Annotated in this window: 19 protein-coding genes; 5 read left to right on the top strand and 14 right to left on the bottom strand. The window is 66.5% G+C overall.

Translation table 11 applies throughout. From position 1 onward, the window contains the following. Position 1 precedes the first annotated feature (1 nt). The 7 genes from hflK to ACDC67_RS01020 form a co-directional block, all read right to left on the bottom strand. Positions 2-1171: an FtsH protease activity modulator HflK gene (hflK, locus tag ACDC67_RS01050; RefSeq protein ID WP_376689983.1), complete on the bottom strand. Its 1170-nt coding sequence runs from the start codon at positions 1169-1171 to the stop codon at positions 2-4. Positions 1172-1275: 104 nt separating this feature from the next. After that, complete coding sequence (gene hflX / locus ACDC67_RS01045) at positions 1276-2535, bottom strand: ribosome rescue GTPase HflX (protein ID WP_376689982.1); 1260 nt, start codon at positions 2533-2535, stop codon at positions 1276-1278. 44 nt (positions 2536-2579) lie between these two features. After that, entirely contained in the window at positions 2580-2819 is a 240-nt protein-coding gene (gene hfq, locus ACDC67_RS01040; RefSeq protein ID WP_376689981.1) for an RNA chaperone Hfq, read from the bottom strand. Positions 2820-2907: 88 nt separating this feature from the next. Next, positions 2908-3834 (bottom strand): tRNA (adenosine(37)-N6)-dimethylallyltransferase MiaA, encoded by a 927-nt coding sequence (gene miaA, locus ACDC67_RS01035; RefSeq protein WP_376690545.1) that lies wholly within the window; start codon positions 3832-3834, stop codon positions 2908-2910. Between the two features lie 40 nt (positions 3835-3874). Further along, on the bottom strand, positions 3875-5635 hold the full coding sequence (mutL, locus tag ACDC67_RS01030; RefSeq protein WP_376689980.1) for a DNA mismatch repair endonuclease MutL: 1761 nt from the start codon (positions 5633-5635) through the stop codon (positions 3875-3877). Between the two features lie 328 nt (positions 5636-5963). After that, positions 5964-7274, bottom strand: coding sequence for an N-acetylmuramoyl-L-alanine amidase (locus ACDC67_RS01025; protein WP_376689979.1), 1311 nt, complete (start codon positions 7272-7274; stop codon positions 5964-5966). 123 nt (positions 7275-7397) lie between these two features. Continuing rightward, positions 7398-7883 (bottom strand): RrF2 family transcriptional regulator, encoded by a 486-nt coding sequence (locus tag ACDC67_RS01020; RefSeq protein ID WP_376689978.1) that lies wholly within the window; start codon positions 7881-7883, stop codon positions 7398-7400. Positions 7884-7961: 78 nt separating this feature from the next. Between ACDC67_RS01020 and ACDC67_RS01015 the strand changes: the two genes are divergently transcribed. The 3 genes from ACDC67_RS01015 to ACDC67_RS01005 all read left to right on the top strand — a co-directional run bounded on the left by ACDC67_RS01015 (position 7962) and on the right by ACDC67_RS01005 (position 12910). Next, on the top strand, positions 7962-9629 hold the full coding sequence (locus ACDC67_RS01015) for an acyl-CoA dehydrogenase family protein (RefSeq protein ID WP_376689977.1): 1668 nt from the start codon (positions 7962-7964) through the stop codon (positions 9627-9629). An 82-nt stretch (positions 9630-9711) separates the two neighbouring features. Further along, positions 9712-10176, top strand: coding sequence for an FKBP-type peptidyl-prolyl cis-trans isomerase (locus ACDC67_RS01010; RefSeq protein WP_376689976.1), 465 nt, complete (start codon positions 9712-9714; stop codon positions 10174-10176). 127 nt (positions 10177-10303) lie between these two features. Continuing rightward, positions 10304-12910, top strand: a complete 2607-nt coding sequence (locus tag ACDC67_RS01005; RefSeq protein ID WP_376689975.1) for a cation-translocating P-type ATPase — start codon at positions 10304-10306, stop codon at positions 12908-12910. 16 nt (positions 12911-12926) lie between these two features. Here the strand turns inward: ACDC67_RS01005 and ACDC67_RS01000 are convergent, their stop codons facing one another. From ACDC67_RS01000 to ACDC67_RS00970, 7 genes are all read right to left on the bottom strand, one after another. Continuing rightward, positions 12927-14144: an MFS transporter gene (locus ACDC67_RS01000; protein ID WP_376689974.1), complete on the bottom strand. Its 1218-nt coding sequence runs from the start codon at positions 14142-14144 to the stop codon at positions 12927-12929. Between the two features lie 100 nt (positions 14145-14244). Next, positions 14245-16275, bottom strand: coding sequence for a TonB-dependent copper receptor (locus tag ACDC67_RS00995; protein WP_376689973.1), 2031 nt, complete (start codon positions 16273-16275; stop codon positions 14245-14247). An 84-nt stretch (positions 16276-16359) separates the two neighbouring features. Beyond that, positions 16360-16722 carry a hypothetical protein gene (locus tag ACDC67_RS00990; RefSeq protein WP_376689972.1) on the bottom strand — a complete coding sequence of 121 codons (363 nt, stop codon included), beginning with the start codon at positions 16720-16722 and terminating at the stop codon, positions 16360-16362. Between the two features lie 120 nt (positions 16723-16842). Next, complete coding sequence (locus tag ACDC67_RS00985) at positions 16843-17226, bottom strand: RNA-binding S4 domain-containing protein (RefSeq protein ID WP_376689971.1); 384 nt, start codon at positions 17224-17226, stop codon at positions 16843-16845. A gap of 195 nt (positions 17227-17421) precedes the next feature. Continuing rightward, positions 17422-18243 (bottom strand): ion transporter, encoded by an 822-nt coding sequence (locus tag ACDC67_RS00980; RefSeq protein ID WP_376689970.1) that lies wholly within the window; start codon positions 18241-18243, stop codon positions 17422-17424. Continuing rightward, entirely contained in the window at positions 18227-20113 is a 1887-nt protein-coding gene (gene htpG / locus ACDC67_RS00975; protein WP_376689969.1) for a molecular chaperone HtpG, read from the bottom strand. Before htpG ends, ACDC67_RS00980 begins: the two co-directional genes overlap by 17 nt. 130 nt (positions 20114-20243) lie before the next feature. Continuing rightward, entirely contained in the window at positions 20244-21968 is a 1725-nt protein-coding gene (locus ACDC67_RS00970) for a dipeptidyl-peptidase 3 family protein (RefSeq protein WP_376689968.1), read from the bottom strand. 182 nt (positions 21969-22150) lie between these two features. Here ACDC67_RS00970 and ACDC67_RS00965 point away from each other — a divergent pair, with 182 nt between their 5' ends. Both ACDC67_RS00965 and ACDC67_RS00960 read left to right on the top strand, forming a co-directional pair. After that, entirely contained in the window at positions 22151-23104 is a 954-nt protein-coding gene (locus tag ACDC67_RS00965) for a M23 family metallopeptidase (RefSeq protein WP_376689967.1), read from the top strand. After that, the gene (locus ACDC67_RS00960) at positions 23008-23463 is read left to right on the top strand and encodes a bactofilin family protein (RefSeq protein ID WP_376689966.1); all 456 of its coding nucleotides are present in this window, start codon (positions 23008-23010) and stop codon (positions 23461-23463) included. Before ACDC67_RS00965 ends, ACDC67_RS00960 begins: the two co-directional genes overlap by 97 nt. The last annotated feature ends 58 nt before the right edge of the window (positions 23464-23521 follow it).

The raw sequence follows: 23521 nt of genomic DNA, 5'->3' as shown, positions 1-23521 counted from the left end.
CTCAACGGCCCTCCCGGCCGGTGCGGCCTCTTGAATCATCTCGCCCGGGCCCGGGGCCCGAGTTCTGTCCGCGCTGCTGCTCCTGTGGCGTCATCAGCGGCGGCGCTGCCAGAGCCGGGTTGCCGTCGCGGATACGATCGAGCGGCAGGTAGAGCATATTGTTGCTCGACGAGACGTCCATCAGCACCTTGGCGGACCGGCCGAAGACCGTCTCCAGAGTTTCCAGGTAGAGACGCTCGCGCGTCACCTCCGGCGCCGCTTCGTACTCGGCCAGCAGGGCCTTGAAACGATCGGCCTCACCCTGGGCCTGGGCGATCTTGGAGTCGCGATAACCTTCGGCCTCCTCGAGGATGCGGGCGGCGCGACCACGCGCCTCCGGCACCACCTGGTTGGCGTAGGCCTGGGCCTCGTTGGCGAAACGGATCTGGTCTTCGCGGGCGCGTACCACGTCGTCGAAAGCCGGACGCACCTGCGAGGGCGGGCGCACCTCCTGCAGGTTGAACGAAGTGATCTCGATACCGACCTCGTAACGATCGATGATTTCCTCCAGCAGCGCCTGGGCGTCGAGGGCGATCTGACCGCGACCGATCTCAAGGATGAAGTCCATGTTGTTGGTGCCGACGATCTCGCGCGTGGCGCTGTCGGCCGCGTGGGCCAGCGAAGCTTCCGGCTGGGCCACGTTGAACAGGAAGTTTTCCGGTTCGAGCACGCGGTACTGAACGGCGTAAGCCAGATCGATCAGGTTCTCGTCGCCGGTCAGCATGCGGCTGGAGTTTTCCAGCGAGCGCACGCGGCTGACGTTGACCTTCATCAGCTCCTCGACCGGCTGGGGCAGCGTGAACTTCAGGCCCGGGTTGAGGGTTCGGCTGTATTCGCCGAAGCGCAGAACGACGCCGCGCTCGGACTCGTCGACGATGTGAATCGAACTCCAGGCTACCCAGACCACCAGCAGCAGCACGACCAGGCCGATGATGGGCGCGAAGGAACCGCCGCCCGAACCGCCCTTGCGGCCGCCGCCGTCATCGCCGCCGCCGCCCATTATCTTCTTCAAGCGGCGCTGAACATTGGCAAACACTTCATCCAGGTCGGGTGGCTGCTGGCCGTTACCGCCTTTCCAGGGGTCTCGGTCACCGCCGCCGCCACTGCCGCGTCCGGGTTCATTCCAGGGCATTGATCTCTCCGTGATTGATTCTCGCGCCGGGCGGTCGGCCGGCACATTGCCGCCGAGTCCCTGTTGCCGCATCGAGCCGCGCGACGCCCGATGCCGGTAATCGGCTAGTTTAACAGGAGTTGTTCGGCCAGTCGTCCATCGGCACCCTTCAATCGCGCCAGCCTGCGGGCATCGCGCTGATCAAGATCGACCTCCATTCGGCTGGAGCCGTCGTCCTCGACCTGCTCTTCGAGCACCACGCCCAGGTCGAACAAGCGAGAGCGTAGCCGCTGACCCTCCACCGGAACGTGAATCCTGCGCCGGATGCGCCCCTCGGTGAGGCGTTCGGTAAGGGCCTCGGCCAGGTCTTCGAGCCCTTCGCCGGATTCGGCCGAAAGCCAGACCGCCGAGATGCGGCCGTCGGCGTCGCGCTCCACGCCCGGTTCGCGCTCGACCAGGTCCACCTTGTTGAAAACCTTGAGCACCGGCAGCTCGCCGGCGCCGATATCGTCGAGCACTTCTTCGACCACCGACTGCTGCTGCAGACGATCCGGGTCGGCGGCGTCGATGACGTGAACCACGAGGCTGGCCGAAAGCGTCTCCTCGAGCGTCGACCGGAACGCGGCCACCAGCTCGTGCGGCAGTTCGCGAATGAACCCGACCGTATCGGACATGAGTACGGACGATCCGGCCAGCCCCTCGATGCGGCGCACTGTCGGGTCGAGCGTGGCGAAGAGCTGGTCTCTCGCCATGACCTCTCCGAGCGTGAGCCGGTTGAACAGCGTCGATTTCCCGGCGTTGGTGTAGCCGACCAGGGCGACCAGCGGAATGTCACCGCGGTTGCGGGCACGCCGACCCTGCTCACGCCGCTGCTGGACTTTTTCCAGCCGCGCGGTCAACTGGCGAATACGGTTGCCGAGCAGACGGCGGTCGGTTTCGAGCTGGGTCTCGCCGGGACCGCGCATGCCGATGCCGCCGCGCTGGCGCTCGAGGTGGGTCCAGCCGCGCACGAGGCGGGTCGACAGGTGCCGAAGCTGGGCCAGCTCGACCTGGAGCTTGCCCTCGTGCGACCGCGCCCGTTGGGCGAAGATGTCGAGGATCAGGGTGGTGCGATCGAGCACGCCGCGCTTGAGACTGCGGCTCAGGTTGCGCTCCTGGACGGGACTGAGACGGGCGTTGACCAGCACGAGGCCGGCTTCGCAGGCATCCGCGCGCTCACGCACCTCGTCGACCTTGCCACGGCCCACAAGAAACCCGGGATCGGGGGTGTCACGCGGCGCGAGCACTTCGTCAACCACGTCGAGGCCGGCCGAGCGGGCCAGCAGGCGAAATTCGGTGCGCGATTCCTCATCCTGCCCGGGCCCGAAGACCGGGTGCAGCAGCAAGGCTCTGGATGCGCCGCCGGCAACCGCTGGCGCGAAATCTTCTATCAGGGCGCTTCGTCCTCCGCCACTTCACCGACGTGCACGTTGCGTGCCGGCACGATGGTGGAAATGGCGTGCTTGTAGATCATCTGGCTGACCGAGTTCTTCAGCAGAACCACGAAGTTGTCGAACGACTCGATCTGCCCCTGAAGCTTTATGCCGTTGACCAGGAAGATCGACACCGGAACGCGCTCACGCCTGAGCGCATTGAGAAACGGATCCTGCAACGACTGACCCTTGGACATTGTGACTCTCCTTGAAAGTTCTTATTGGACTTAGTAATTCTTATGGGGTCGACGCCAGGTCGTGAACCGGCCGCGAGCCGGTGCACATTCAGCCGGACGACTGCCGGAATCGTGAGTGTGCAAAAAAATCACCTACCTGCCTGAAAATCAACTCAATTGTACGTTCTTGCAGTGAATCGTGCCACAACGTGCCGGGAAACCTGCGCAACGCCGTCAACTGCCGCTTGGCCAGCTGCCGCGTGGCGGCCACCGCCCGGTGGCGACAATCGGCAAGGCTCGACCCGCCGTCGAGATGGTCCCAGACCTGACGATAACCGACGCTCTTCATCGAAGCGTGATCGGCGGTCAGGGCGGGTCTCGACCGGAGGCATTGGACTTCTCTGAGGAAGTCGCCTGCCAGCATTTCGTCGAAGCGTCTTTCAATGCGTTCATGCAGGATATGGCGATCACGCGGCGTCAGGACAAGGCGCAGGGCGGCAAGCCTCGGACACCGATTGTGGCCATGGTGGGCGCTCGGCCCTTCGCCGGTCAGGCGCAGGATCTCGACGGCACGCTGTATGCGCTGGACATCGCCTTTCCGGATGGCGGCCGCGGCAGCCGGGTCGTGCCGCGCCAGCTCGGCGTGCAGTGCGTGCCAGCCGCGCGCCGCGGCCTCGGCGGCGATCCTTTCGCGAAGATCGGGGTCGGCCGGCGGCATGGGGTCGAGCCCGTAGAGCAGCGCCCGGTAGTAGAGCATGGTCCCCCCGACGAGCACCGGCCAGCGGCCGGCGGCGTGAATACGACGAATCTGTGCCTCGGCATCGACAGCGAAATCGGCCGCCGAGTACGTGTCCTCCGGCTCGCGGATATCGATCAGGGCGTGCGGGTAGCGGGCCAGCGTCGGCGCGTCGGGCTTGGCCGCCCCGATATCCAGCCCACGGTAGACCTGGGCGGAGTCGACGCTGACCAGCTCGACCGGGAAACGCTCGTGCAGCGCGAACGCGGTGGCGGTCTTTCCGGCAGCGGTCGGCCCCATCAGGAACACCGCCGGCGGCAGGGCGCGTTCGGGACGGGCGCTACTGGCCACGCAGGAAGAGCCGGTCGAGGGCCTTCATGTCGAGCTGGACCCAGGTCGGCCGGCCGTGGTTGCACTGATCCGAGCGCTCGGTGCGCTCCATGTCGCGCAGCAGGGCATTCATCTCGTCGATGTTCAGGCGCCGGTTGGCGCGGACCGAGCCGTGGCAGGCGATCGTCGAGAGCAGTTCATCGAGCACCGCATCGATACGCTGGCTCTGTCCCAGCTCGACCAGATCGGCCAGCACGTCGCGCACCAGGCCCGGGCCGTCGGCTCGCGACAACAGCGCCGGCACCGAGCGGATCACCACCGATTCGGGCCCGGCCAGGCCCAGCTCGAAGCCGAGTCGGCGCAGGCCCGCCACGTGCGCTTCAAGCGCCCGGGCCTCGCGTTCGGACACGGCGATCCTTTCGGGCACAAGCAACTGCTGCGAACGCACCCGCTCTTCTCGCCAGGCCTGCTTGAGCTGCTCGTAGACGATGCGCTCGTGCGCCGCGTGCATGTCGACCACGACCATGCCGTCGGCGTTCTCGGCCAAGATGAAAACGCCGTGGATCTGGGCGACGGCGAAACCCAGCGGCGGAACATCATCCCCGGCCCGATCGTTCAAGGCGTCCGGCGCGCGCGCCAGTTCCGCGTAACGCGAGACCGTTTCGGCCACGCCCAGGCCCAAGCCGGCCTGGGGACTCCCCTGCCCCTGCCCGAAAGCCGGCGCACCCGCGTGAGCGCGTGAGGCGGCCGCCACCTGCGCGGCCTCGCTTCCCGGACGCGTATCGGACAGGGCGTGGTGGATAGTCTTGAACAGGAAATCGTGCACCAGCCGCCCGTCGCGAAAGCGCACTTCGTGCTTTTGCGGGTGCACATTGACGTCGACGCGCTGCGGGTCGAGCTCGAGCATCAGCGCAAAAGCCGGGTGCCGGCCGTGGTAGAGCACGTCGCGATAGGCCTGGCGCACGGCGTGCGCCACCAGTCGGTCGCGCACCAGGCGGCCGTTGACGAAGAAGAACTGCAGGTCGGCCTGGCTGCGCGAAAATCCCGGCCGCGCGATCCAACCGATCAGCCTCAGCCCGGCATGCGCCTCGTCGAGCTCGATCGCCTGCGCCATGAAGGCATCCCCGCACACGGCGGCCACGCGGCGGTTGCGCGAGGCCTCGTCTGCGGCCGGGCCGAGGCTGCGCACCACGCGACCGTCGTGGGCCAGGTCGATGCCGACGTCCATGCGCGCCAGTGCCAGGCGCTTGATCAGATCGTCGATGTGGCCGAACTCGGTGCGCTCGGTGCGCATGAACTTGCGCCGCGCCGGCGTGTTGTAGAACAGGTCGCGCACCTCGATCACGGTGCCCTCGGGCATGCCGGCCGGGCGCGCGTCGCCGACCGAACCGCCCTCGGCCTCGACCTCGTAGCCGCTGTCGGCCCCGCCCGGGCGTGAAGCCAGGCGCAGGCGCGATACCGACGCGATCGACGGCAAGGCCTCGCCCCGGAAACCCAGGGTGGCCACGCCCTCGAGATCGTCGAGGGACGTGATCTTGCTGGTGGCATGCGCACTCAGGGCCAGGGTCAGCTCGTCGCGCGTGATGCCGCAGCCGTCGTCGGTCACGCGGATCCGCCGCGCACCGCCGCGCTCGACCTCGATGCGAATACGGCGCGCACCCGCGTCGAGACTGTTCTCGACCAGTTCCTTGACGATCGATGCCGGCCGCTCGATGACTTCACCGGCGGCAATCTGGTTGACGAGATGGACGGGGAGCTTGCGGATCGGCATGCGGCACAGTTTACCGGACCAGCTAGGTTTCAGGGTTCAGGTTTCAGGGTTCAGGTCGGCGGCGTCCGCGCTATGTCGGGCGGCTCGGCCGCGAAACGGCGTGGCCACTCGGAAAGCCCCTCGGTATTGATTTCGCGGATACGTAGAGGCCGTAAGCTGCAGCACGTCGGTTGCGGTTAGGGGGCACTGACGCGACATGCTCCGCCGCACGCGTCCTATGGTTCGAGCCAGACCGTGCGCTGGCCTTGCGCGGCGCAGAGCCGCCCACCAATCCGAGGAAAATGCCGCCTGAAACCTGAATCCTGAAACCTGAAACCGGAAACCTTCTTCAAGACCCGGCCGGAATGACCAGCACGGCGCCGGGATGGATGACGTCGCCGTCGATGTTGTTTGCCTGGCGGAGCCGCGAAACGCTGGTGCGGTACTTGCGGGCGATCACGCCCAGGGTGTCTCCCTGCTCGACGATATGGCGGTCGCCGTCTCGGTTGGCGGCGATCCAGGTTCCCTGCGGGGCGGTCTCGAAGAAATGTCGGCGTACGCCGTTGACGATGGCTGCGGCAAGCTGGCTGCGATGGGTGCCTTGGTTGAGATTCGCCTCGTCGTGCGGATTGCTGATAAAGCCCACTTCCACCAGGACGCTGGGAACGTCGGGCGAGCGCAGCACGACGAAGTTGGCGCGCTCGACCTGCTTGCGGTGTTGCTTGCCCACCGCCGCGAGCTCGCCCAGGATCGCCTCGGCCGCTTCGGTGCTGTACTCGATGGCCACGTTCTGGGACAGGTCGAGGAGCACTGAACTAAGCACATCGTCGCCGCGATCGAGCTTGACGCCACCGACCAGGTCCGAGCGGTTCTCGCTCCTGGCCAGCAGGCGCGCCGCTTCGCTGGACGCACCACTGCGCGAGAGCACGTAGACCGAGCTGCCCCGCACGCGGCGGTCGCGAAAGGCATCGGCATGCACCGAGAGGAAAAGATCGGCCCGGGACTCGCGGGCTCTTGCGAAGCGCTCCTCCAGGGGAATGTAGTAGTCGCCGGTGCGGACGAGCATGGCGCGCATGCCCGGCTCGTCGTCGATCTGCCGCTTGAGCTCACGCGCCAGGGCCAGGACGACGGACTTCTCGTGCGTTCCGCCCGGGCCGATGGCGCCCGGATCCTCGCCGCCGTGACCGGCATCGATGGCGACGATCATGTCGCGCTCGCCTTCCATCGCCGGCTGCACCGCCTCGCGGATGCGCTCTTCGGGCGCCTGTGCGTCGCGGGGATAGAGGTCGACGACCAGGCGATGGCCGTACTCGCCGGCAGGCGCGAGCAGAAAGCTCTGCGGACGAACGTCGCCTTCCAGATCCAGCACCACGCGCAGGTCATCACCGTCACGCGCGCCGTGCCGAACGCGCCGAATGACGCCGCTGTGTTCTTCGTCGAGTTCCAGCGCCCGGTCGAGATCGACGCCGTCGATATCGATGACCACGCGCGAGGGATTGTCGAGGGTGAACAGCCGGTATTCCACGCGCTCATCCAGGTCGAGCACCGCGCGCGTGTTTTCCGGACCGGCCCAGACGCGCAGGCTGCGCACCTCACCCGCAACCGCGGAGAAGGCCATCGACGTCAGCATCAATCCGACCAGGAAACCCAGCTTGCGCATGTTGGAACGACTCTCGGCCGCAAGTTCGCCTCAATAGTGCACCGGCGAAAGGGATTTTTCAAGTCAAAACGAAAGCTTGCAAAAACTTCCCAGAAGCCACATTGGAAAACCCGGTCAACTTGCTCAACCGGCATCCCCGATCGTTCGTCCGGTTTCGGCCGGGGCCGACTCCACCCGGATGCCGAGCAAGCGAGACAGCTCGCCGCGGCGCGAGCCGCCGAGGATATCGGCCAGGGTGTAGCGGTCGAGAACGTTGAGGAACGCCTTGCGGGCTTCGGCCAGCATGCCGGTGAGCGCGCACGCCGGCGTGATCACGCACTCGTTGCCGGGGCGCATGCATTCGACCAGCCCGAGATCCGGCTCCATGGCGCGGACGATACGACCGACGTTCAGACGGGAACAATCGCTCGAGAGGGTCAAGCCCCCGCCGACTCCCCGCACCGATTCGATGAAACCTTCCGCCGCCAGTTGCTGCACAACCTTCATCAGGTGGTTGCGGGAGATCCCGTAGGCCTCGGAAATCTCGCGAATGGTGCAGCGGCGGTCATCGTGCAGGCCCAGGTAAATGAGCACGCGCAGGGAGAAGTCGGTGTATTGGGTCAGGCGCATGACCAGATTCTAACCTGCCGGCCTGCAGCTTTTGTATAGTGATCCTTCACATCACTTCGATGACGGCCAGCGGACCTCATGACGAACGACGACAATACTGCCGGGCTTTCCGAACTGGACACCCACCGGGTCTTCAACCAGCCCGAGGCGCTGGTCGAATACGACCCCTTCGAACGCCACCCTGCCCTGGCCGAGGCACTGCGACGCGAAGGGGGCGATGCCTTCGCGCCAGAGGTTGCGGCGTTCGGTTGCCTGGCCGCGGCCGAGATCGGGCCGCTCGGCTTCGACGCCAACGAATTCGCACCCCGACTGAAAACGCACGACCGCTTCGGCCATCGCATCGACCGGGTCGACTACCACCCCGGCTATCACCGCATCATGGAAATCGGGCTGACGCACGGCCTGGCCAGCCTGACCTGGTCGGGCCGGGCCGGTGCACGCGTTGCCCGCTCGGCCATGATGTTCCTGCACAACCAGTTCGAAGCCGGCACGATGTGCCCGATCACCATGACCCACGCGGTCGTCCCCGCCCTGCGCGCGCAGCCCGAAGTGGCGGCCGAGTGGGAACCCCGGGTTCTGGCCTCGGCCTACGACCCACGCTTTCTGCCGCCGGGGAACAAACGCGGCGTGACCCTGGGCATGGCGATGACCGAGAAACAGGGCGGCTCGGACGTTCGCGCGAACACGACGCGCGCCACGCCGCTGGGCGCACCCGGTGGCGGAGGGGAGTACGAACTGATCGGCCACAAGTGGTTCTGTTCGGCGCCGATGTGCGACGCCTTCCTCACCCTGGCCCAGACCGACGAGGGCCTGAGCTGCTTCCTGGTGCCGCGCTTTCGGCCCGACGGCTCGGTCAACCCTTTCCGGATCATGCGATTGAAGGACAAGCTGGGCAATCGCTCCAACGCTTCGTCCGAAATCGAGTATCCGGGCAGCTGGGCCGTGATGGTCGGCGAAGCCGGTCGGGGGGTTGCGACGATCATCCGCATGGTCGCCGAGACCCGCCTCGACTGCGTCATCGGTTCGGCCTCGCTGATTCACAAGGCCGTTGTCGAAGCCATCCATCACTGCCGCGGACGGGATGCATTCGGCGCAACCCTGGTCGACCAGCCGCTGATGCAGAACGTCCTCGCCGACCTGGCGATCGAATCGGAGGCCGCGGTCGCCCTGGCGATGTTCCTCGCCGGCGAGTTCGAGCGCGCCAGCGCGGGCGACGAGCAGGCCGAACGTCTGGCGCGCATCGCCACGCCGGTGGCCAAGTACTGGGTGTGCAAGCGCGCCGTCGGCACGATCAACGAGGCGCAGGAATGCCTGGGCGGGGCCGGTTATGTCGAAGAGACCATCCTGCCCAGGCTCTACCGCGAGGCGCCGGTCAACGCCATCTGGGAGGGCTCGGGCAACGTGCAGTGCCTGGACGTGCTGCGCGCGGCCACCCGCGATCCACGCTCGATCGACGCCTTGCTGGCACGGCTCGAAGCACAGCGCGGCGCCCATGCGGGCATCGGGCCGCGCCTCGACGCCGTCGCCGATCTTCTGGCCCGGCCCGACGCCGCGCCGAGCCAGGCCCGACAGTTGACCGAAGATCTCGCACTGTGCCTGCAGGCGGCGGTCCTGATCGAAGCCGACAGCCCGCTGGCCGAGGCCTTCTGCGAGGCCAGGCTGGCGCCGCGCGGCGCCGGCCTGTACGGCAACCTTCCCCAAGGCATTGATTTCGCGGCCATCATCGAGAGAACCTTTCCGGCGTGAAATGCAGCGAAAACGGGCGGTTGAAAGCGCCGGAACCACGCTCCATGTTAGTTTGTTCAACAAATTCGAAAGCAGGATCATCATGGAAATTGCGAACAACACCGTCGTCAGCATCGACTACACCCTGACCGGAGACGACGGCCAGGTCATCGACTCCTCCGAGGGCCGCGAGCCGCTCGAGTACCTCCACGGCCATCAGAACATCATTCCGGGCCTGGAAAAGGCGATCGAAGGCAAGGCAGAGGGCGACGAACTCGAAGTGGCCATCGACCCGGAGGAAGGCTACGGCCCCTACCGCGACGAGCTGGTCCAGGACGTTCCCAAGGATGCCTTTGCCGGCGTCGAAAAGGTGGAACCGGGCATGACCTTCCGCGCCGAGTCCAATGCCGGCCCGATGACGGTCACGGTCAAGGAAGTCGGCGACGAAACGGTCACGGTCGACGGCAACCACATGCTGGCCGGCCAGGTCCTCAACTTCAAGGTCGCCGTCAAGGGCGTGCGCGAAGCCACCGAGGAAGAAGTGTCCCAGGGCACGGTCGCCGGCTGAACGCTTCGGCAAAATTCGTGTCAGCGACGAGGGCCTCCACGCGAGGCCCTTTTCGTTTCCGGCGGCGGGGGATTGGGTATCATCCGAGCCAAGCCCCCGACGATCGCGTAACGCCGATGGCAACCCGATGACGCACTGGCATGCCCTGACCCCGGACGAGGCGCTCGAGCAACTCGAGAGCACGCGCGAGGGGCTGGATACGGCCACGGCCCGCCGCCGACATGAAAGCGAGGGGCCCAATACGCTGCCGGCCACGCCGCGCCGACCCTGGTGGCGACGCCTGCTGGCCCAGTTCCACAACATCCTGATCTACGTACTGATCGTTGCCGCCGTGCTGGCCGGTGCCCTCGAGCACTGGATCGACGCCGGCGTGATCGCCGCGGTCGTCATCATCAATGCGCTCATCGGCCTGGTGCAGGAAGGCAAGGCCGAGCGCGCGATGGAAGCGATCGGCCAGATGCTGGCACTCAAGGCACAGGTCCGGCGCGACGGTCGCTGGCAGGTCATCGCTGCCGAACAGCTGGTCAGCGGCGACATCGTGCGCCTGCGTTCCGGCGACCGCGTACCCGCCGACCTGCGCCTGCTCGAAGCCCACGGCCTGCGCGTCGACCAGGCCGCGCTCACCGGCGAATCGGTCCCGGTCGAGCGCATGACCGAGCCCCTCGACGAGGATGCGGCACTGGCCGATCGGCGCTGCCTGGCGCATTCCGGCACCCTGGTGACCGGCGGCCAGGGCATCGGCGTGGTCGTGCAGATCGGCAGCGATACCGAACTGGGTCGAATCAGCGCCCTGCTGGAAACGGTGGAGAACGTGACCACGCCGCTGCTGCGGCAGGTCAATCGTTTCGGCAAGCTGCTGTCGGCCGTTGTCGTGGCGTTTACCGTCGCGGTCGTTGTGCTGGGCTCTATCCTGCACGGGATATCCGCCAGCGACGGATTCCTGGCCGGCGTCGCTATAGTCGTTGCCGCCATCCCGGAGGGTCTGCCTGCGATCATCACCATCACGCTGGCCATCGGCGTGCAGCGCATGGCCTCGCGCCAGGCCATCATTCGACTGCTGCCGGCGGTCGAAACCCTCGGCTCGGTCACCACCATCTGCTCGGACAAGACCGGCACGCTCACGCGCAACGAACTGCAGGTTCGACGCGTACTCGACGCCAGCGGCGATTTCGGCCTCGAAGCGTTGCCGATCGACGACGCGCCGACCCGGGCGCTGGCCGAAGCGGCCGTGCTGTGCAGCGACGCCGAAGTCGACAGCGACAGCAATGACCCGATCGAGCGGGCGCTGCTTGCGATCGCCGAAGGGATCGGCCTGGATCTCGGGGAGGTTCGCTCTTCGGCCCCGCGCACGGCGGTCCTGTCGTTCTCCTCGCACCGGAAGATGATGGCCAGTGCACACGGCAAGCGCCTGATCATCAAGGGCGCGCCCGAGGTCATCCTGCAGCGCTGCTCCCGGATCCTGGAGCGGGAAGGCGAGCAGCCGCTCGATGCCGCGCCCTGGCAAGGCGCGCTCGACGAGCTGGCCGGCGACGGCCTGCGGATGCTGGCGCTGGCCGAAAGAGCAACCGACCGGCCGATCGAATCGCTGGATGACACCGAAACCCTGGGTGAAGACTTCGTCCTGCTCGGCCTGATCGGCTTTGCCGACCCGCCGCGAGCCGAGGTGCCCGCCGCCATCCGTGCCTGCCGTGATGCGGGTATCACCGTCCGGATGATCACCGGCGACCATGCCGCGACGGCGCGCGCGATCGCCCGCGACCTGGCGCTGTCCGATGACGGCACGGTCCTGACCGGGCCGGAACTCGACCGACTCGACGACGACGAGTTTTCCCGCCAGGCCGGCCGGGTGACCGTCTACGCGCGCACTTCCCCCGAGCACAAGCTTCGGCTGGTGACCGCCCTGCAGGCCCGCGGCGAGGTGGTGGCCATGACCGGAGACGGTGCCAACGATGCGCCGGCGCTCAAACGCGCCGACATCGGCGTGGCCATGGGCATCAAGGGGACCGAGGCCGCTCGCCAGGCCGCCGAGATGGTGCTCGCCGACGACAATTTCAGCACCATCGTCGCCGGTATCGAGGAAGGCCGCGGCGTCTACGACAACATCCGCAAGGCCGTGCTGTTCATCCTGCCGACCAACGCCGCCGAGGCGCTGGTGGTCGCGATCGCGGTGTTGGCTGGCATGGCACTGCCGATCACCCCGGTGCAGATCCTGTGGATCAACATGGCCACCGCGGTGACGCTGGCGCTCGCGCTGGCCTTCGAGCCGACCGAGGGAGACGTGATGCGGCGCGCACCCCGCCCGCAGTCCGAGGGCCTGATCACCGGCTTCGTCGCCACCCGCATCGTCTGGGTCGGGCTGGTGCTCACCGGCGCCACCTTCGCCCTGTTCCACTGGAGCCTGACCGGCGACGGCGACGAGGCGCTCGCGCGCACGCTGGCGGTCAACCTGCTGGTGACCGGCGAGATCCTCTACCTGTTCAACTGCCGACGCCTGTTCGCTCCCAGCCTGACCCGCGAGGCCCTGACCGCCAACCGATGGGCCTGGCTGATGGTCGGCATCCTGGTCGTTCTGCAGCTCGGCTTCACCTACCTGCCGTTCGCGCAGTGGATCTTCGGCACCACCGGGCTGGCGCCGGGGCACTGGCTGCTGATTCTTGCGCTCATGGCACCCCTGATGCTGCTGGTCGAACTGGAAAAATGGTGGTGGCGGCGCCGGCTCGCCCGGACGGACTGAGGGTGGACTCGCGCCGTCATCGCCCCCGCGACGGGGCCGTTGTCGCGCGCAAACGCGCGGTGAGCAAGGGCGGCACCAGCAGCACGTAGGCCAGGCAGACCAGACCGATCGTCCGCAAACCGACCGCAAGCTCGAACAGCAGGCCCAGCACCACCGGACCCGCCGCGGTGGACAGCACCATCAGGGCGGCGTAGACGCCGCGAATCATCCCCAGCCGGGCAGAACCGAACAGCTCCACCCAGACGGCGCCGCTCACCACGCCGTTGACACCGGCGCTCATGCCCAGCCCGGCGAACATCACCCACATCGAAACGGACGGCGGCAACACGCCCAGCGAAAGGACGCCGAGCCCGAGGGGGAGCAGGTAGACGCGCAGCAGTGCGCGGGCGCTGAAGCGGTCGACCAGCCGGCCGCCACCAAAGGCCGCCAGGGCCTGCATCGCCGCGAACAGGACGAAGCCCGAAGCAACTTGCGACAGCGACCAGCCCAGGCGCTCGGCCAGCGATCCCTGGTGCAGGAAAAGCGCCGTCACCACCAGGGGCGAGACCAGCACCACCGAGAGCGTGCGCAGGAAATGTCCATGGACGAAAAGTTTGCGGCGCGTGGTGATGACCGCGAACCCGTCCGTCCCGGAGGCGTCGACTTCACGACCGCGCCCGACCAGCGGCCGGGCCAGCCACCACAGCAGCGGCAGGGCGCCAAAAACGATGGCGCACGACGCCAGCAGCCAGACGCTGCGCCATTCCAGCCAGCCCAGAAGGCCGGCGACCACGGGTGGCAGCAGGGCTTCGCCGGCGATGAACCCGTAGCTGGCCATCGCCACCGCCCGGCCCCGGCGCCGCGAACTGTAGCGTGCCGCGGCGACGACCGCCAGGTGTCCGGCCAGCCCCTGTCCGGCGAGCCGGACCATGAAAAGCCCGGCAAGCAGCAGTGCCGCGTGCGGCGACCAGGCAATCATCGCGCAGCCGAGCGCCAGCAGGCTCATGACCCCGGCGATGGCCCGACGCATGCTCAGGTGATCGGCGATCGCACCGAGCCAGAACATGCTCAGGCCACTGATCAGCGTGGCCGTGCCGTAGAGCGTGCCCAGGGCCGATTCGCTCAGGCCGAAATCGGCGCGGAAATCGGCGCCGAACAGGCCGATGTAAAAGGTCTGACCGAAGGAGGAACACAGCGCGGCCAGGAAGGCGAAGCGGCCTGCCGGCGGCAGGCCGCCGGGGCGGTCGTCAGGCATGAACTGCCCTGCCCGGCCCAAGGGAAGCCAGCGGAACGGCGACGCTCGAAGTCATCGGCTCAGTTTATCCGCTGTTCATCGGGACCACGATACCGATTGCTCAATCGAACTCACCCCTGAGCTGAATCCAGATCGTGCGTCCCGGCTCGGGAATGCGGCCGGCCAGCGCACCCAGTTCAGCCGCGCCGCGCTGCAGATGCTCGGCGTAGCGGCGATCGAACAGGTTATCCAGGCCACCCGTCAAGGTCCATCCGCCCGGTAGCTGGCGGCCGCCGTAGAGCGAGGTGACCGCGAAGCCCGGCGTGGGCGTGGTATCCAGCGAGTAGATTGTGCCGTAGCCGGGATGAATGCGATCCTGGCGCGCAACGCCCCTGAGCAACCCCCCGCCGAACCAATGCCCGCGCTCGAAGTCCAGGCCGAGTGTCGCCTCCAGCGGTGGTGTCTGCGCCAGCGGCACGCCGTCGCTGTCATTGTCCGAGCGCACCCAGGCGACACTGCCGCCGATCGACAGCCCCCGGGCGAGCGCAAACCGCCAGTCGAGTTCCGCTCCGCGGGTGGTCGCATCGACGTTGCGTGCATCGAGCGCTTCCCGACCCGGGGCGACGATCAGGATGTAGTCGTCGATCCGCCCGTAGAACAGCGACAGCGTGGCGCTCGAACGCTCGCCTGTGTAGCGGACACCCAGATCGAGCTGTGTCTGCGCCTCGTTGTCGAGCCCGAAGACCCGCTCGCGCTCCCAGTAGTCGGGCGCTCGCTCGGCCCGCCCCAGGCCGGCGTAGAAAGCCAGCGGCCTGTTGGCCAGGCGATGCTCGTAGCGCGCGAAGCCGCTGACCTGTTCGCGCCGCTTGCCGTGACCGGAAGGCACACCTCCGAAGCCCTCGACCAGGGCCCGGCCGCGGCTTTGATCGACGCGCAGCCCCCACACGGTCTTGCGGCGGTCATCGATGCGGTGTTCCAGCTCGATGAACCCCCCGGCATCGGTGAAGCGAGCCGTCTCGATGCGTGGTTCCTCGTTCAAGCGGCCCACCGCCGTTCCGCCCAGCATGCCGTCGCGGTGGCGATTCTGCATCCAGTCGACGCCGGCTTGGACGACGAGGGCGTCATCGGGACGGAACTCACCGGCCACGCGCGCGCCCTGCGTGCGACGGTCCGGAAACCGCACCATCGGCATCATCGGCGGCCGACGCAGGGTGTAGTTGTCCATGACGTGATCGACGTAGTTGTGAAACAGCAAAAGCTCGAGCTCGCTGAACCAGGGGCGGATATCGGTCTGCACGATCCGCAGGCTGTAGCCGCTGCGGTCGAAGCGCGTGCCATCCATCATGCGATCGTCATAGGCGGCCTCACCGTCACTCTGGTCGATACCCAGTTCGACACGGGTGTTGTCGCCCGGCGTCCAGCCGGCCAGCAGGCTGGTACTCCAGCGCTCGTAGCGCGAGTGAATTCGCTCACCCGAGCCGTCGCGGTAGTCGTCACGACTCGACCAGGTGCCGGTCAAGCGGGTATAGCCTCGTTCGTTTCCCAGCATGACTTCCGCGGTGCCGTCGCGGCGATCGAAGCTGCCCAGGACCGCGCCGAGGTACCCCCGTCGGGTGGGTCCATCGAAGACCGGATCCTCGCGCTCGAAACGCACGACTCCGGCCGCCGAGGCGCCGTGGCGCACCGACTGTGGCCCCTTGATCACCTCGATCAGGTCATAGACCTCCGGGTAGACGTAGGCCGTGGGCGGATCCATGCGACCGCCGCAGCCGCCCAGCACCGTGGTGTCGTCAAGCAGGATCTTCAGCCGCGAACCGCCAAGGCCGCGCAGGGCGGGATCGCCGCTCGTACCACCCTTGCGTGACAGGGCAAAGCCCGGAATCGACTTGAGGTAGGAGCCGCCGTCGTGCGCCGGCAGCGGCAGGCGCGGCTGGCGCGGGTCGGTGGTCACGCGGAACGGGTCGCTCATAACCGCCGCGGTGACCACCATCGGTTGCAGCTTGAGCCGTTCTTCGAGGCGTTCGGCGACGCTTCGACCGGAGTCCGGGCGTTCTTCCCCGGCCGCCGCATCGGGGCCGCCGGAGGATTCGCCCGCCCATGCGGGCAGGCACAAGAGGACGGCCAGCAAGCCGCCTGGAATACTCGTTTTCATCGCGATTTCCTCTCGCTGAACGCGCGCCCGCCGGTCCCGAGGGAGCGGGCACGACAAAAAGGATCATGTACGGGGTTCAGTTGTTCAGCAGAGAATTCGAGGGGGCGCCCGCGCCGGGGGCAGCGAGACGGATTGGCCGGTCGGGCGACCGGCTGCAAACCGCTCGGGGGGCGAAACCGGTTCATACGGCACGGCCAGGCCCGGCGGGCCTGGAGGCATTGCCGCGGGAAAGAAGGCGTAGGCCCAGGGACATTCGGCGGAAAGCGACTCGTCGACCTCGACCGCCTCGCCGGTCGTCGGATCGATGACGACCGTAACCATGCCATCAGGCGTACAAAGGCGAATGCCCCCGTCCTGATCGGGCATGTAGCCGTCGGCAAGCAGCGCGCGCAGAAAGACCGCCGCCGCCAGCAGCGTCACCAAACAGATGCGTTCGCGCTGCGACAAACCCATGCTCCGGCGAAAAGAAGAACGGACATCGAATGCCCGAGCTCTATTATAAGCAATTCCTAAAATGCCGGCGCGGACCAGTTGCCGATTCGCCCGGGTGCCGGAAACCGGGCCGGCTCAATCGCCGCGGTTGATGCGGCGCAGCTGCCGCCGCTCGCGCTTGTCGGGCCGCCGGTCCGGGGCCGCACCCGCTGCCCGCTTGAGCCTGTTCTCCTCGGCCTGCCGCTCGCGCGCCTTGCGCCCGGCTTCGGTCTCGCTGTACATCTGCTGCGCCAGCGCTGCGGACACGCGTTTCTCGCCGATTTCCTCGACCACGATCTCGAAGCGCGTCTCTCCCTTGGTGACCTGCAGGCGGTCGCCGCAGCGCACCAGGCGCGAGGCCTTGGGCGAGGCGCCGTTGATCTCGACCTTGCCGCCCTTGATCGCCTGCTGGGCCTGGCCGCGCGTTTTGAAAAAGCGCGTTGCCCAGAGCCACTTGTCGAGTCTTACGGCGTCGGTCATTGGGTTCGGGTTTACGGTTTACGGATCACGAGCGTTGCTTCGTAGGTCGCGGTTACATCCGCGACGGTCAACATATCAATCTTGTTCACGCGTAGCTGATGTTTGTACAAGCCCGATGCCTCGTCCGTCGGCGATGTAACGCCGACCCACGTTGCGGCTTTCACACGGACCCCGTCAACCGTAAACCGTAAACCGTTAACCGTCGTGCTGCTCCAGCCGCTTGAGGCGTTCATTGATGGACCTGAGCTCGGCCAGCAGCTCGCGCCGCTCCAGATCCTCTTCGTCCTGGTGGATGGACTGGGTAGCCGTGACGATGATGGCGATGAACAGGTTGAGCACCATGAAGCTCGAGACCAGTATGAAGGGCACGAAATACGCCCAGACCCAGGGAAAGACCTCGGCCATCGGCCGGGCGATGCCCGATGACCACGACTCCAGGGTCATGATCTGGAACAACGAGAACAGGCTCGCGCCCAGGTTGCCCCAGTACTCGGGGAACTCCTGGCCGAACATCATCGTGCCCATGACGGCAAAGACGTAGAAAACCAGCACCAGCAGCAAGGCCGTCCAGCCCATGCCCGGCAGGGCACGCAGGAGCGACTCGATGATCACCCGCAGCTTGGGAACCTGCGACAGCAGGCGAAGCACCCGCAGCACGCGCAGGGCACGCAGGATCTCCAGCGGGCCGGCCGTGGGCACCAGGGAAATACCCACGACGAGGAAGTCGAACACGTTCCAGCCAGACTTGAAGAAACGCGGCCCGAAGGCGACCAGCTTGAGCGCAATCTCGATGACGAACGCGCCGAGAATGGCTGTATTCAGAGCGACCAGGACATCGCCGAAGCGCGCCATCACCGCCGGCGACGTCTCCAGGCCGAGGATGACGGCGTTGACGATGATCAGCGCGATGATGAAGCGACTGAACCCCGGCCCTTCGACCCGTCGACCCAGCCGTTCGCGCCAGCCGCCGCCGGGGGCGGCCGAGGCGAGGATCTCGCCGTCAGGCCGATGCGGCACGATCGTCGCCCTTGTCGCGGCCCAGGGCGCCAACCAGCAGGGCGTTGACCCGCTTGACGTAGCCGGCCGGGTCGGCCAGCTCTCCGCCCTCGGCCAGCAGCGCCTGGTCGAACAGCAGCTGCGAGAGTTCACCGAAGCGTGCATCATCATCCTCGGCCGCCATGGCTTCGAGCAGGGGGTGACCCGCGTTGATCTCCAGGTCGGGCTTGCTTTCGGGCACCTCCTGGCCGGCCTGGCGCAGCATCTTCTGCATCTGCAGGCTCATGGCGTTGTCGTCGCTGACAATGCAGCCCGGCGAGTCGGTCAGCCGCGAACCCGCGCTGACGTTGCCGACCTGCTCGCCCAGCGCCTTCTTGATGCGACCGGCCAGCTTTTTCGCCGCTTCATCCGGCTCGACCTGATCGTCTTCCAGGTCCAGCTGACCGCTGGCCGCGGATTTGAGCTGCTTGCCCTTGTACTCGTGCAGGTGGGCGACCAGCCATTCGTCGATGCGGTCGGTCAGCAGCAGCACCTCGATACCGCGCTTGCGGAAGGCCTCCAGGTGCGGGGAGTTCTTCGCCACCTTCAGGCTGTCGGCGGTCAGGTACCAGATGGTGTCCTGGCCTTCACTCATGTTCTCGATGTAGGCGTCCAGGCCGACCGACGCGTCATCGGAATTGCTCGAGGCAAAGCGCAGCAGCGAGGAGATGCGCTCGCGCTGTTCGAAATCCTCGATCACGCCCTCCTTGAGGACGCTGCCGAAGGCGCTGTAGAACTTCTGCCAGGCTTCGCCGCCCTCCCTGGCCAGCTTCTCGACCAGGTCGAGCGAGCGCTTGACCACGGTCGAGCGGATCTTCTTCAGCAGGGGATTGTCCTGCAGAATCTCGCGCGAGATGTTGAGCGGCAGGTCGGCCGAATCGATCACGCCACGCATGAAGCGCAGGTAGCGCGGCACGACCTGCTCGGCGGCGTCCATGATGAACACCCGCTGGATGTAGAGCTTCACGCCCTCTCTTTCATCACGGTTGATCAGCATGTCGAAGGGGGCCTGCGACGGCAGGTAGAGCAGCATGCTGTAGCGCTGGCTGCCCTCGACATGGTGGTGCGCCCAGCTCAGCGGCGCTTCCTCGTCGCCGGTCAGGCTGGTGTAGAAATCCCGGTAATCCTCGTCGGAGATCTCGGACTTCGCCCTCGCCCACAGGGCCTTGGAATCATTGACCGTTTCGGCCTCGTCGTCCTTGCCGGCCTGGGCCAGACGGATCGGGAAGGCGATGTGGTTCGAGTAGTGCCGGATGATGCGCCTGAGCTGCCAGTCCGACAGCAGATCCTTGTGATCGTCCCGGATCGTCAGGGTGATGGTGGTGCCCTGCGCTTCGCGCTCGATCGACTCGAGCTGGTACTCACCCTCGCCGGCCGAGGTCCAGCGCAGGCCCCTGGCCGCGGGTTCGTCGGCCCGGCGCGTTTCGACCGCGACCTCGGAGGCGACGATGAAGGCCGAGTAGAAGCCGACGCCGAACTGACCGATCAAGGCGGCATCCTTCTGCTTGTCGCCCGACAGGGATTCGAGAAACTGCTTCGTCCCCGAGCGCGCGATGGTGCCGAGGTTGTCGATGACCTCCTCGCGGTTCATGCCGATACCGCGATCGGAGACGGTCAGGGTGCCGGCCTCGGCGTCGAAACGAACGTCGATGGCCAGGTCCTGGTCGAGGCCCTTGAGGTCATCGTTGGTCAATGCTTCGAAGCGCAGCTTGTCGCTGGCGTCCGAGGCGTTCGAGATCAGTTCTCGCAGAAAGATTTCGCGGTTGGAATACAGCGCGTTGATCATCAGCTTGAGCAGCTGATGGACTTCGGTGTCGAATCGGCGGGTTTCCGGGGCGTTCGCTTCGCTCATGACGCTTCATCAAGGTTGTCTGGACTGGTGACGAAGTGGGCGCAACCGGCCCGGCTTTCAAGGCGTCGGGTGGCAAAACACCCGATCGCCCCGTCCAATCGTCACCGTCTTCGTGACAGCGGGGTACGGCTTACGACTCGCCGATTCCGAGCACGTCCTTGCCCTGACGGAACGTCACATCGACCGGGATGCCGGCATCGTCGATGCGATCGAGGTCGGACTGCAATTCCTCGCCGATGACGCCGAGCTCGTCCAGCATTCTTGCGGCCTGGTCGTAGTCGCCGTCGCCCTGCATGACCAGGATCTCCTCCGACAGCGCGTCGATGGCTTCGCTGAAGCGCTCCGGCACCACGCGGTAGTGCCCATTGTCGTCGCGTTCGAATGCCCCGAAGTCGGCGAAGTAGTTGAAGCGCATCATGTTGGCCCGGCCGTGCGCGCTGGAGGCGCCGAAGCGCACCGAGCGGAAGATGCCGGCCAGGAAGGTGACGTAATAGTCCATGATGTCGCCGTCGAGCTCGCCGGCCTCGCTGAGCTCACGCACCATGTACAGGCCCAGCACGTCGGCCTTGCCCTCCTCGTGCGGACTAGCGTGCTCCTTGAGCGCGGCGCGCACCGTGCCCTCGCCGTCGACCCGGTTCTTGATGCCCAGGCCGTGGGCGACCTCGTGAAACATCGTGTTGCCGAAAAACGCGTCGAAGCTGATGTGTTCACGCTGATCCTCGGCGATGACGACGTCGGCAATCGGCAGCAGGATGCGGTCGAACTTGGCTCGCATGGCGTTTTTCAACTGCGAGCGGCGCGTGCCCTTGGCCAGCTGCACCTCTTCGTCGTTGGGCAGGTTCACGGCGATGGTCTTCGAACCGGCATTCGAATCGCCGGCGTAATAGACCACGTCGTAGGCATTGAGCTCGGCATCGCCACCCGGCTGCTCGGCCTTGTAGGCCTCCGGCACGGGCAGGTTGCGCTGCAGCTCGGGCAGGAACTCGGCGAAGCGCGCCAGGCGCTCGCTCCACTCGAGATCCTTGATCAGAACGTAGGACTCGAACGCGGCCTTGTAGCCGTAGCGCTGGTCCTCGTAGGTTTCGATCGGGCCGTAGATCAGATCGATCTTGTTGCCCTTCACGTCCATCCAGGCCAGGTCGGAGGGCTGGTAGCGATTCGTGCGCAGGGCCTCGGCCCGCAAGCGGAGATAGCGCGCGAAAGACGCGTTCTCCGCCAGATCGGCGGCACGCTCGAGCAAGCCGGCCGCCTCGTCGAGGGAATCGGCGTAGAAAGTGTTGTAAGGCTCGACCGTCAGCTCGCCGGCGTCGTCACGCCGGATGAGGCTGTAGAGGTCATCCTTGCGGGCATCCTCGAGCGACTCGAATTCCGCATCCGTCATGTCGGCCGGATAGAAATTGGCGCCGGCGGGTTTCGGTCCGTGGCCAGCCACGAACGGTCGATTGCCGGCCAGGCGGTCCCAGGGGCCGTAGTTGATGCGGGCGAACTCGCGCGCGGCCTCGTCGTCGATGCTCGCAAGCAAGGCGTCGCGGTCACCGTAGGCCTGGTGCCAGAACAGGTCGTCCATGATCCGGCTGGCGTCGATCAGCACCGCCACCATCTCGCGCTGCGCATCGCTGAGATGATCCAGGTCGGCCTCGAGCGTGAATTCCGAATAGATTTCCGGTCGTGCGTCGGCAACGGCCGGGGCTTCTTCAGCGCTTTCGTTCACGGCCGGCTCGGCGGCCTGCTGCGACTCGGCAGCCGGTTCAGCGGTAGCGGCCGCCCCGGTCTCACCGGGGATATCCTGCTCGTCGGCACCACCGCAGGCAGCCAGGAACGAACACAGGGCAAGGACGAAAAACGGCTTGTTCATGGACCAGTCTCCATCGAGCTGAGAAATTCGCAAGGATGGCATTCTAACCCGCCGGCCACCGGGGGCGTTTGCAACCAGCCGGCGGCCCTCGCATAATTGGCGGCCCAGCGGCGCGCCGGGCTGACCCGAAACCGGGTCCTCGCGGTGCGGACACCAACAACGACAACCAGCGAAACCAGCGAATGCGGCAACGCTTTCACGTCACCATCACCGACTACCGCGGCTCACGCCATTTCACCCTCGACCAGCTCGTCAGGCGAGTCATTGCCGGGGCGGGGATCGGCCTGGCCGTGATCCTCGTCGTCGGAGCGGCGGGCATCTTCATGCTTGCCGGCCGGGTGGGTACGCTCAACGGCCAGGTCGCCGAGCTGGCCGCCGAGAAGGCAGCCATCGAAGCCGACAAGCAGCGTCTGGCCGAGCAGCGCCGCGAACTCGAAGGCGAAGTCCAGCGACGAAGCCGTGAACTGGCCGTTCTCGGTGGCGAACTTCAACGTATCGAGAGCCTCGTCGGCGTGGACCCGGTCGAGGATCGCCCGCTGGCGCAGCGCGTCGACATCGCCGCCCAGACGGCGTTCGAGAAGCGCCTGATGCTGCGCTCCATTCCGAGCGGCTTCCCGGTGCAGTCGGAGCGCGTGACCAGCGATTACGGCATGCGCCGCCACCCGATTCACGAGCGCGAAGCGCTGCACGGCGGCGTCGATCTGCGCGCCAAGCGCGGCACGCCCATCTATGCCACCGCCGACGGCGTGGTCGAGTGGGCGGCACCGCACGAGAGTTCCGGGCTGGGAAACATGGTCAAGCTCGTCCACAACTACGGCTTTTCCACCATTTTCGGCCACATGGACGACATCGAGGTCGCCGCCGGCAGCTACGTCAAGCGCGGCGATCTGCTGGGGTATTCGGGCAACACCGGCCAGTCGGCCGCACCGCATCTGCACTACGAGGTGCGCTACCTGCAGCGTCGCCTCGACCCCTCACCCTTCCTGCGCTGGTCGCTGGAAGAATATGACGTACTGTTCAGCGAAGAGGAACGCGTTCAATGGGAATCATTAACCGAGGTCGTGCGGACGGCGGCCAACACGCCGGAACGACCGTCATTGCAGCAGGTTCAAAGCTTGTCGGCGACCTTGCCCTGAGCGATAACCTGCACGTCGACGGTCGCATCGAGGGCACGATTCGCTCCGAGGCGGAGGTCGCGGTTGGCCAGGAGGGAGAAATCGTGGGCGACCTGCAGGCCGATCACATCGTCATCAGCGGCAAGTTCGAGGGCAACATCGATGCCCGGCGGCTGGAAATCGTCAGCGGCGGCCGGGTCGACGGGGATCTTTCCGTCGCCGAACTGGTGATCGAACCGGGCGCACATTTCAACGGCAACAGCCGCATTCGCGAGTCGCAGGCGGCGTCAAAGCCCGCCCCGGCGGACGGCAAGAAAGCCGCTGCGAAAACGGGCAAAGACGAGGAATCCCCGTCCCAACCGCAAGCCAGGGCGGGCTGACCCCGAGCCGGAAAACAAAAAGGCCAGCGCTGAGGCTGGCCTTTCTGCTTTCGGAGGG

The sequence above is a fragment of the Wenzhouxiangella indolica genome, from assembly GCF_042310355.1.
Classification (GTDB): domain Bacteria; phylum Pseudomonadota; class Gammaproteobacteria; order Xanthomonadales; family Wenzhouxiangellaceae; genus Wenzhouxiangella.
The sequence above is the reverse complement of the archived record's forward strand: the minus strand, read 5'-3'. Positions and strand labels throughout refer to the sequence as shown.

Excerpts from the sequence above, each read along its gene's own strand:
- ACDC67_RS00995 (WP_376689973.1), bottom strand. The coding sequence starts at position 16,275 with ATGAAAACGAGTATTCCAGGCGGCTTGCTGGCCGTCCTCTTGTGCCTG.
- ACDC67_RS01005 (WP_376689975.1), top strand. The coding sequence starts at position 10,304 with ATGACGCACTGGCATGCCCTGACCCCGGACGAGGCGCTCGAGCAACTC.
- hfq (WP_376689981.1), bottom strand. The coding sequence starts at position 2,819 with ATGTCCAAGGGTCAGTCGTTGCAGGATCCGTTTCTCAATGCGCTCAGG.
- ACDC67_RS00985 (WP_376689971.1), bottom strand. The coding sequence starts at position 17,226 with ATGACCGACGCCGTAAGACTCGACAAGTGGCTCTGGGCAACGCGCTTT.
- mutL (WP_376689980.1), bottom strand. The coding sequence starts at position 5,635 with ATGCCGATCCGCAAGCTCCCCGTCCATCTCGTCAACCAGATTGCCGCC.
- ACDC67_RS00965 (WP_376689967.1), top strand. The coding sequence starts at position 22,151 with ATGCGGCAACGCTTTCACGTCACCATCACCGACTACCGCGGCTCACGC.
- miaA (WP_376690545.1), bottom strand. The coding sequence starts at position 3,834 with ATGGGGCCGACCGCTGCCGGAAAGACCGCCACCGCGTTCGCGCTGCAC.
- ACDC67_RS00960 (WP_376689966.1), top strand. The coding sequence starts at position 23,008 with ATGGGAATCATTAACCGAGGTCGTGCGGACGGCGGCCAACACGCCGGA.
- htpG (WP_376689969.1), bottom strand. The coding sequence starts at position 20,113 with ATGAGCGAAGCGAACGCCCCGGAAACCCGCCGATTCGACACCGAAGTC.
- ACDC67_RS01025 (WP_376689979.1), bottom strand. The coding sequence starts at position 7,274 with ATGCGCAAGCTGGGTTTCCTGGTCGGATTGATGCTGACGTCGATGGCC.
- ACDC67_RS01000 (WP_376689974.1), bottom strand. The coding sequence starts at position 14,144 with ATGCCTGACGACCGCCCCGGCGGCCTGCCGCCGGCAGGCCGCTTCGCC.
- ACDC67_RS01010 (WP_376689976.1), top strand. The coding sequence starts at position 9,712 with ATGGAAATTGCGAACAACACCGTCGTCAGCATCGACTACACCCTGACC.
- ACDC67_RS01015 (WP_376689977.1), top strand. The coding sequence starts at position 7,962 with ATGACGAACGACGACAATACTGCCGGGCTTTCCGAACTGGACACCCAC.
- ACDC67_RS00970 (WP_376689968.1), bottom strand. The coding sequence starts at position 21,968 with ATGAACAAGCCGTTTTTCGTCCTTGCCCTGTGTTCGTTCCTGGCTGCC.
- hflK (WP_376689983.1), bottom strand. The coding sequence starts at position 1,171 with ATGCCCTGGAATGAACCCGGACGCGGCAGTGGCGGCGGCGGTGACCGA.
- ACDC67_RS01020 (WP_376689978.1), bottom strand. The coding sequence starts at position 7,883 with ATGCGCCTGACCCAATACACCGACTTCTCCCTGCGCGTGCTCATTTAC.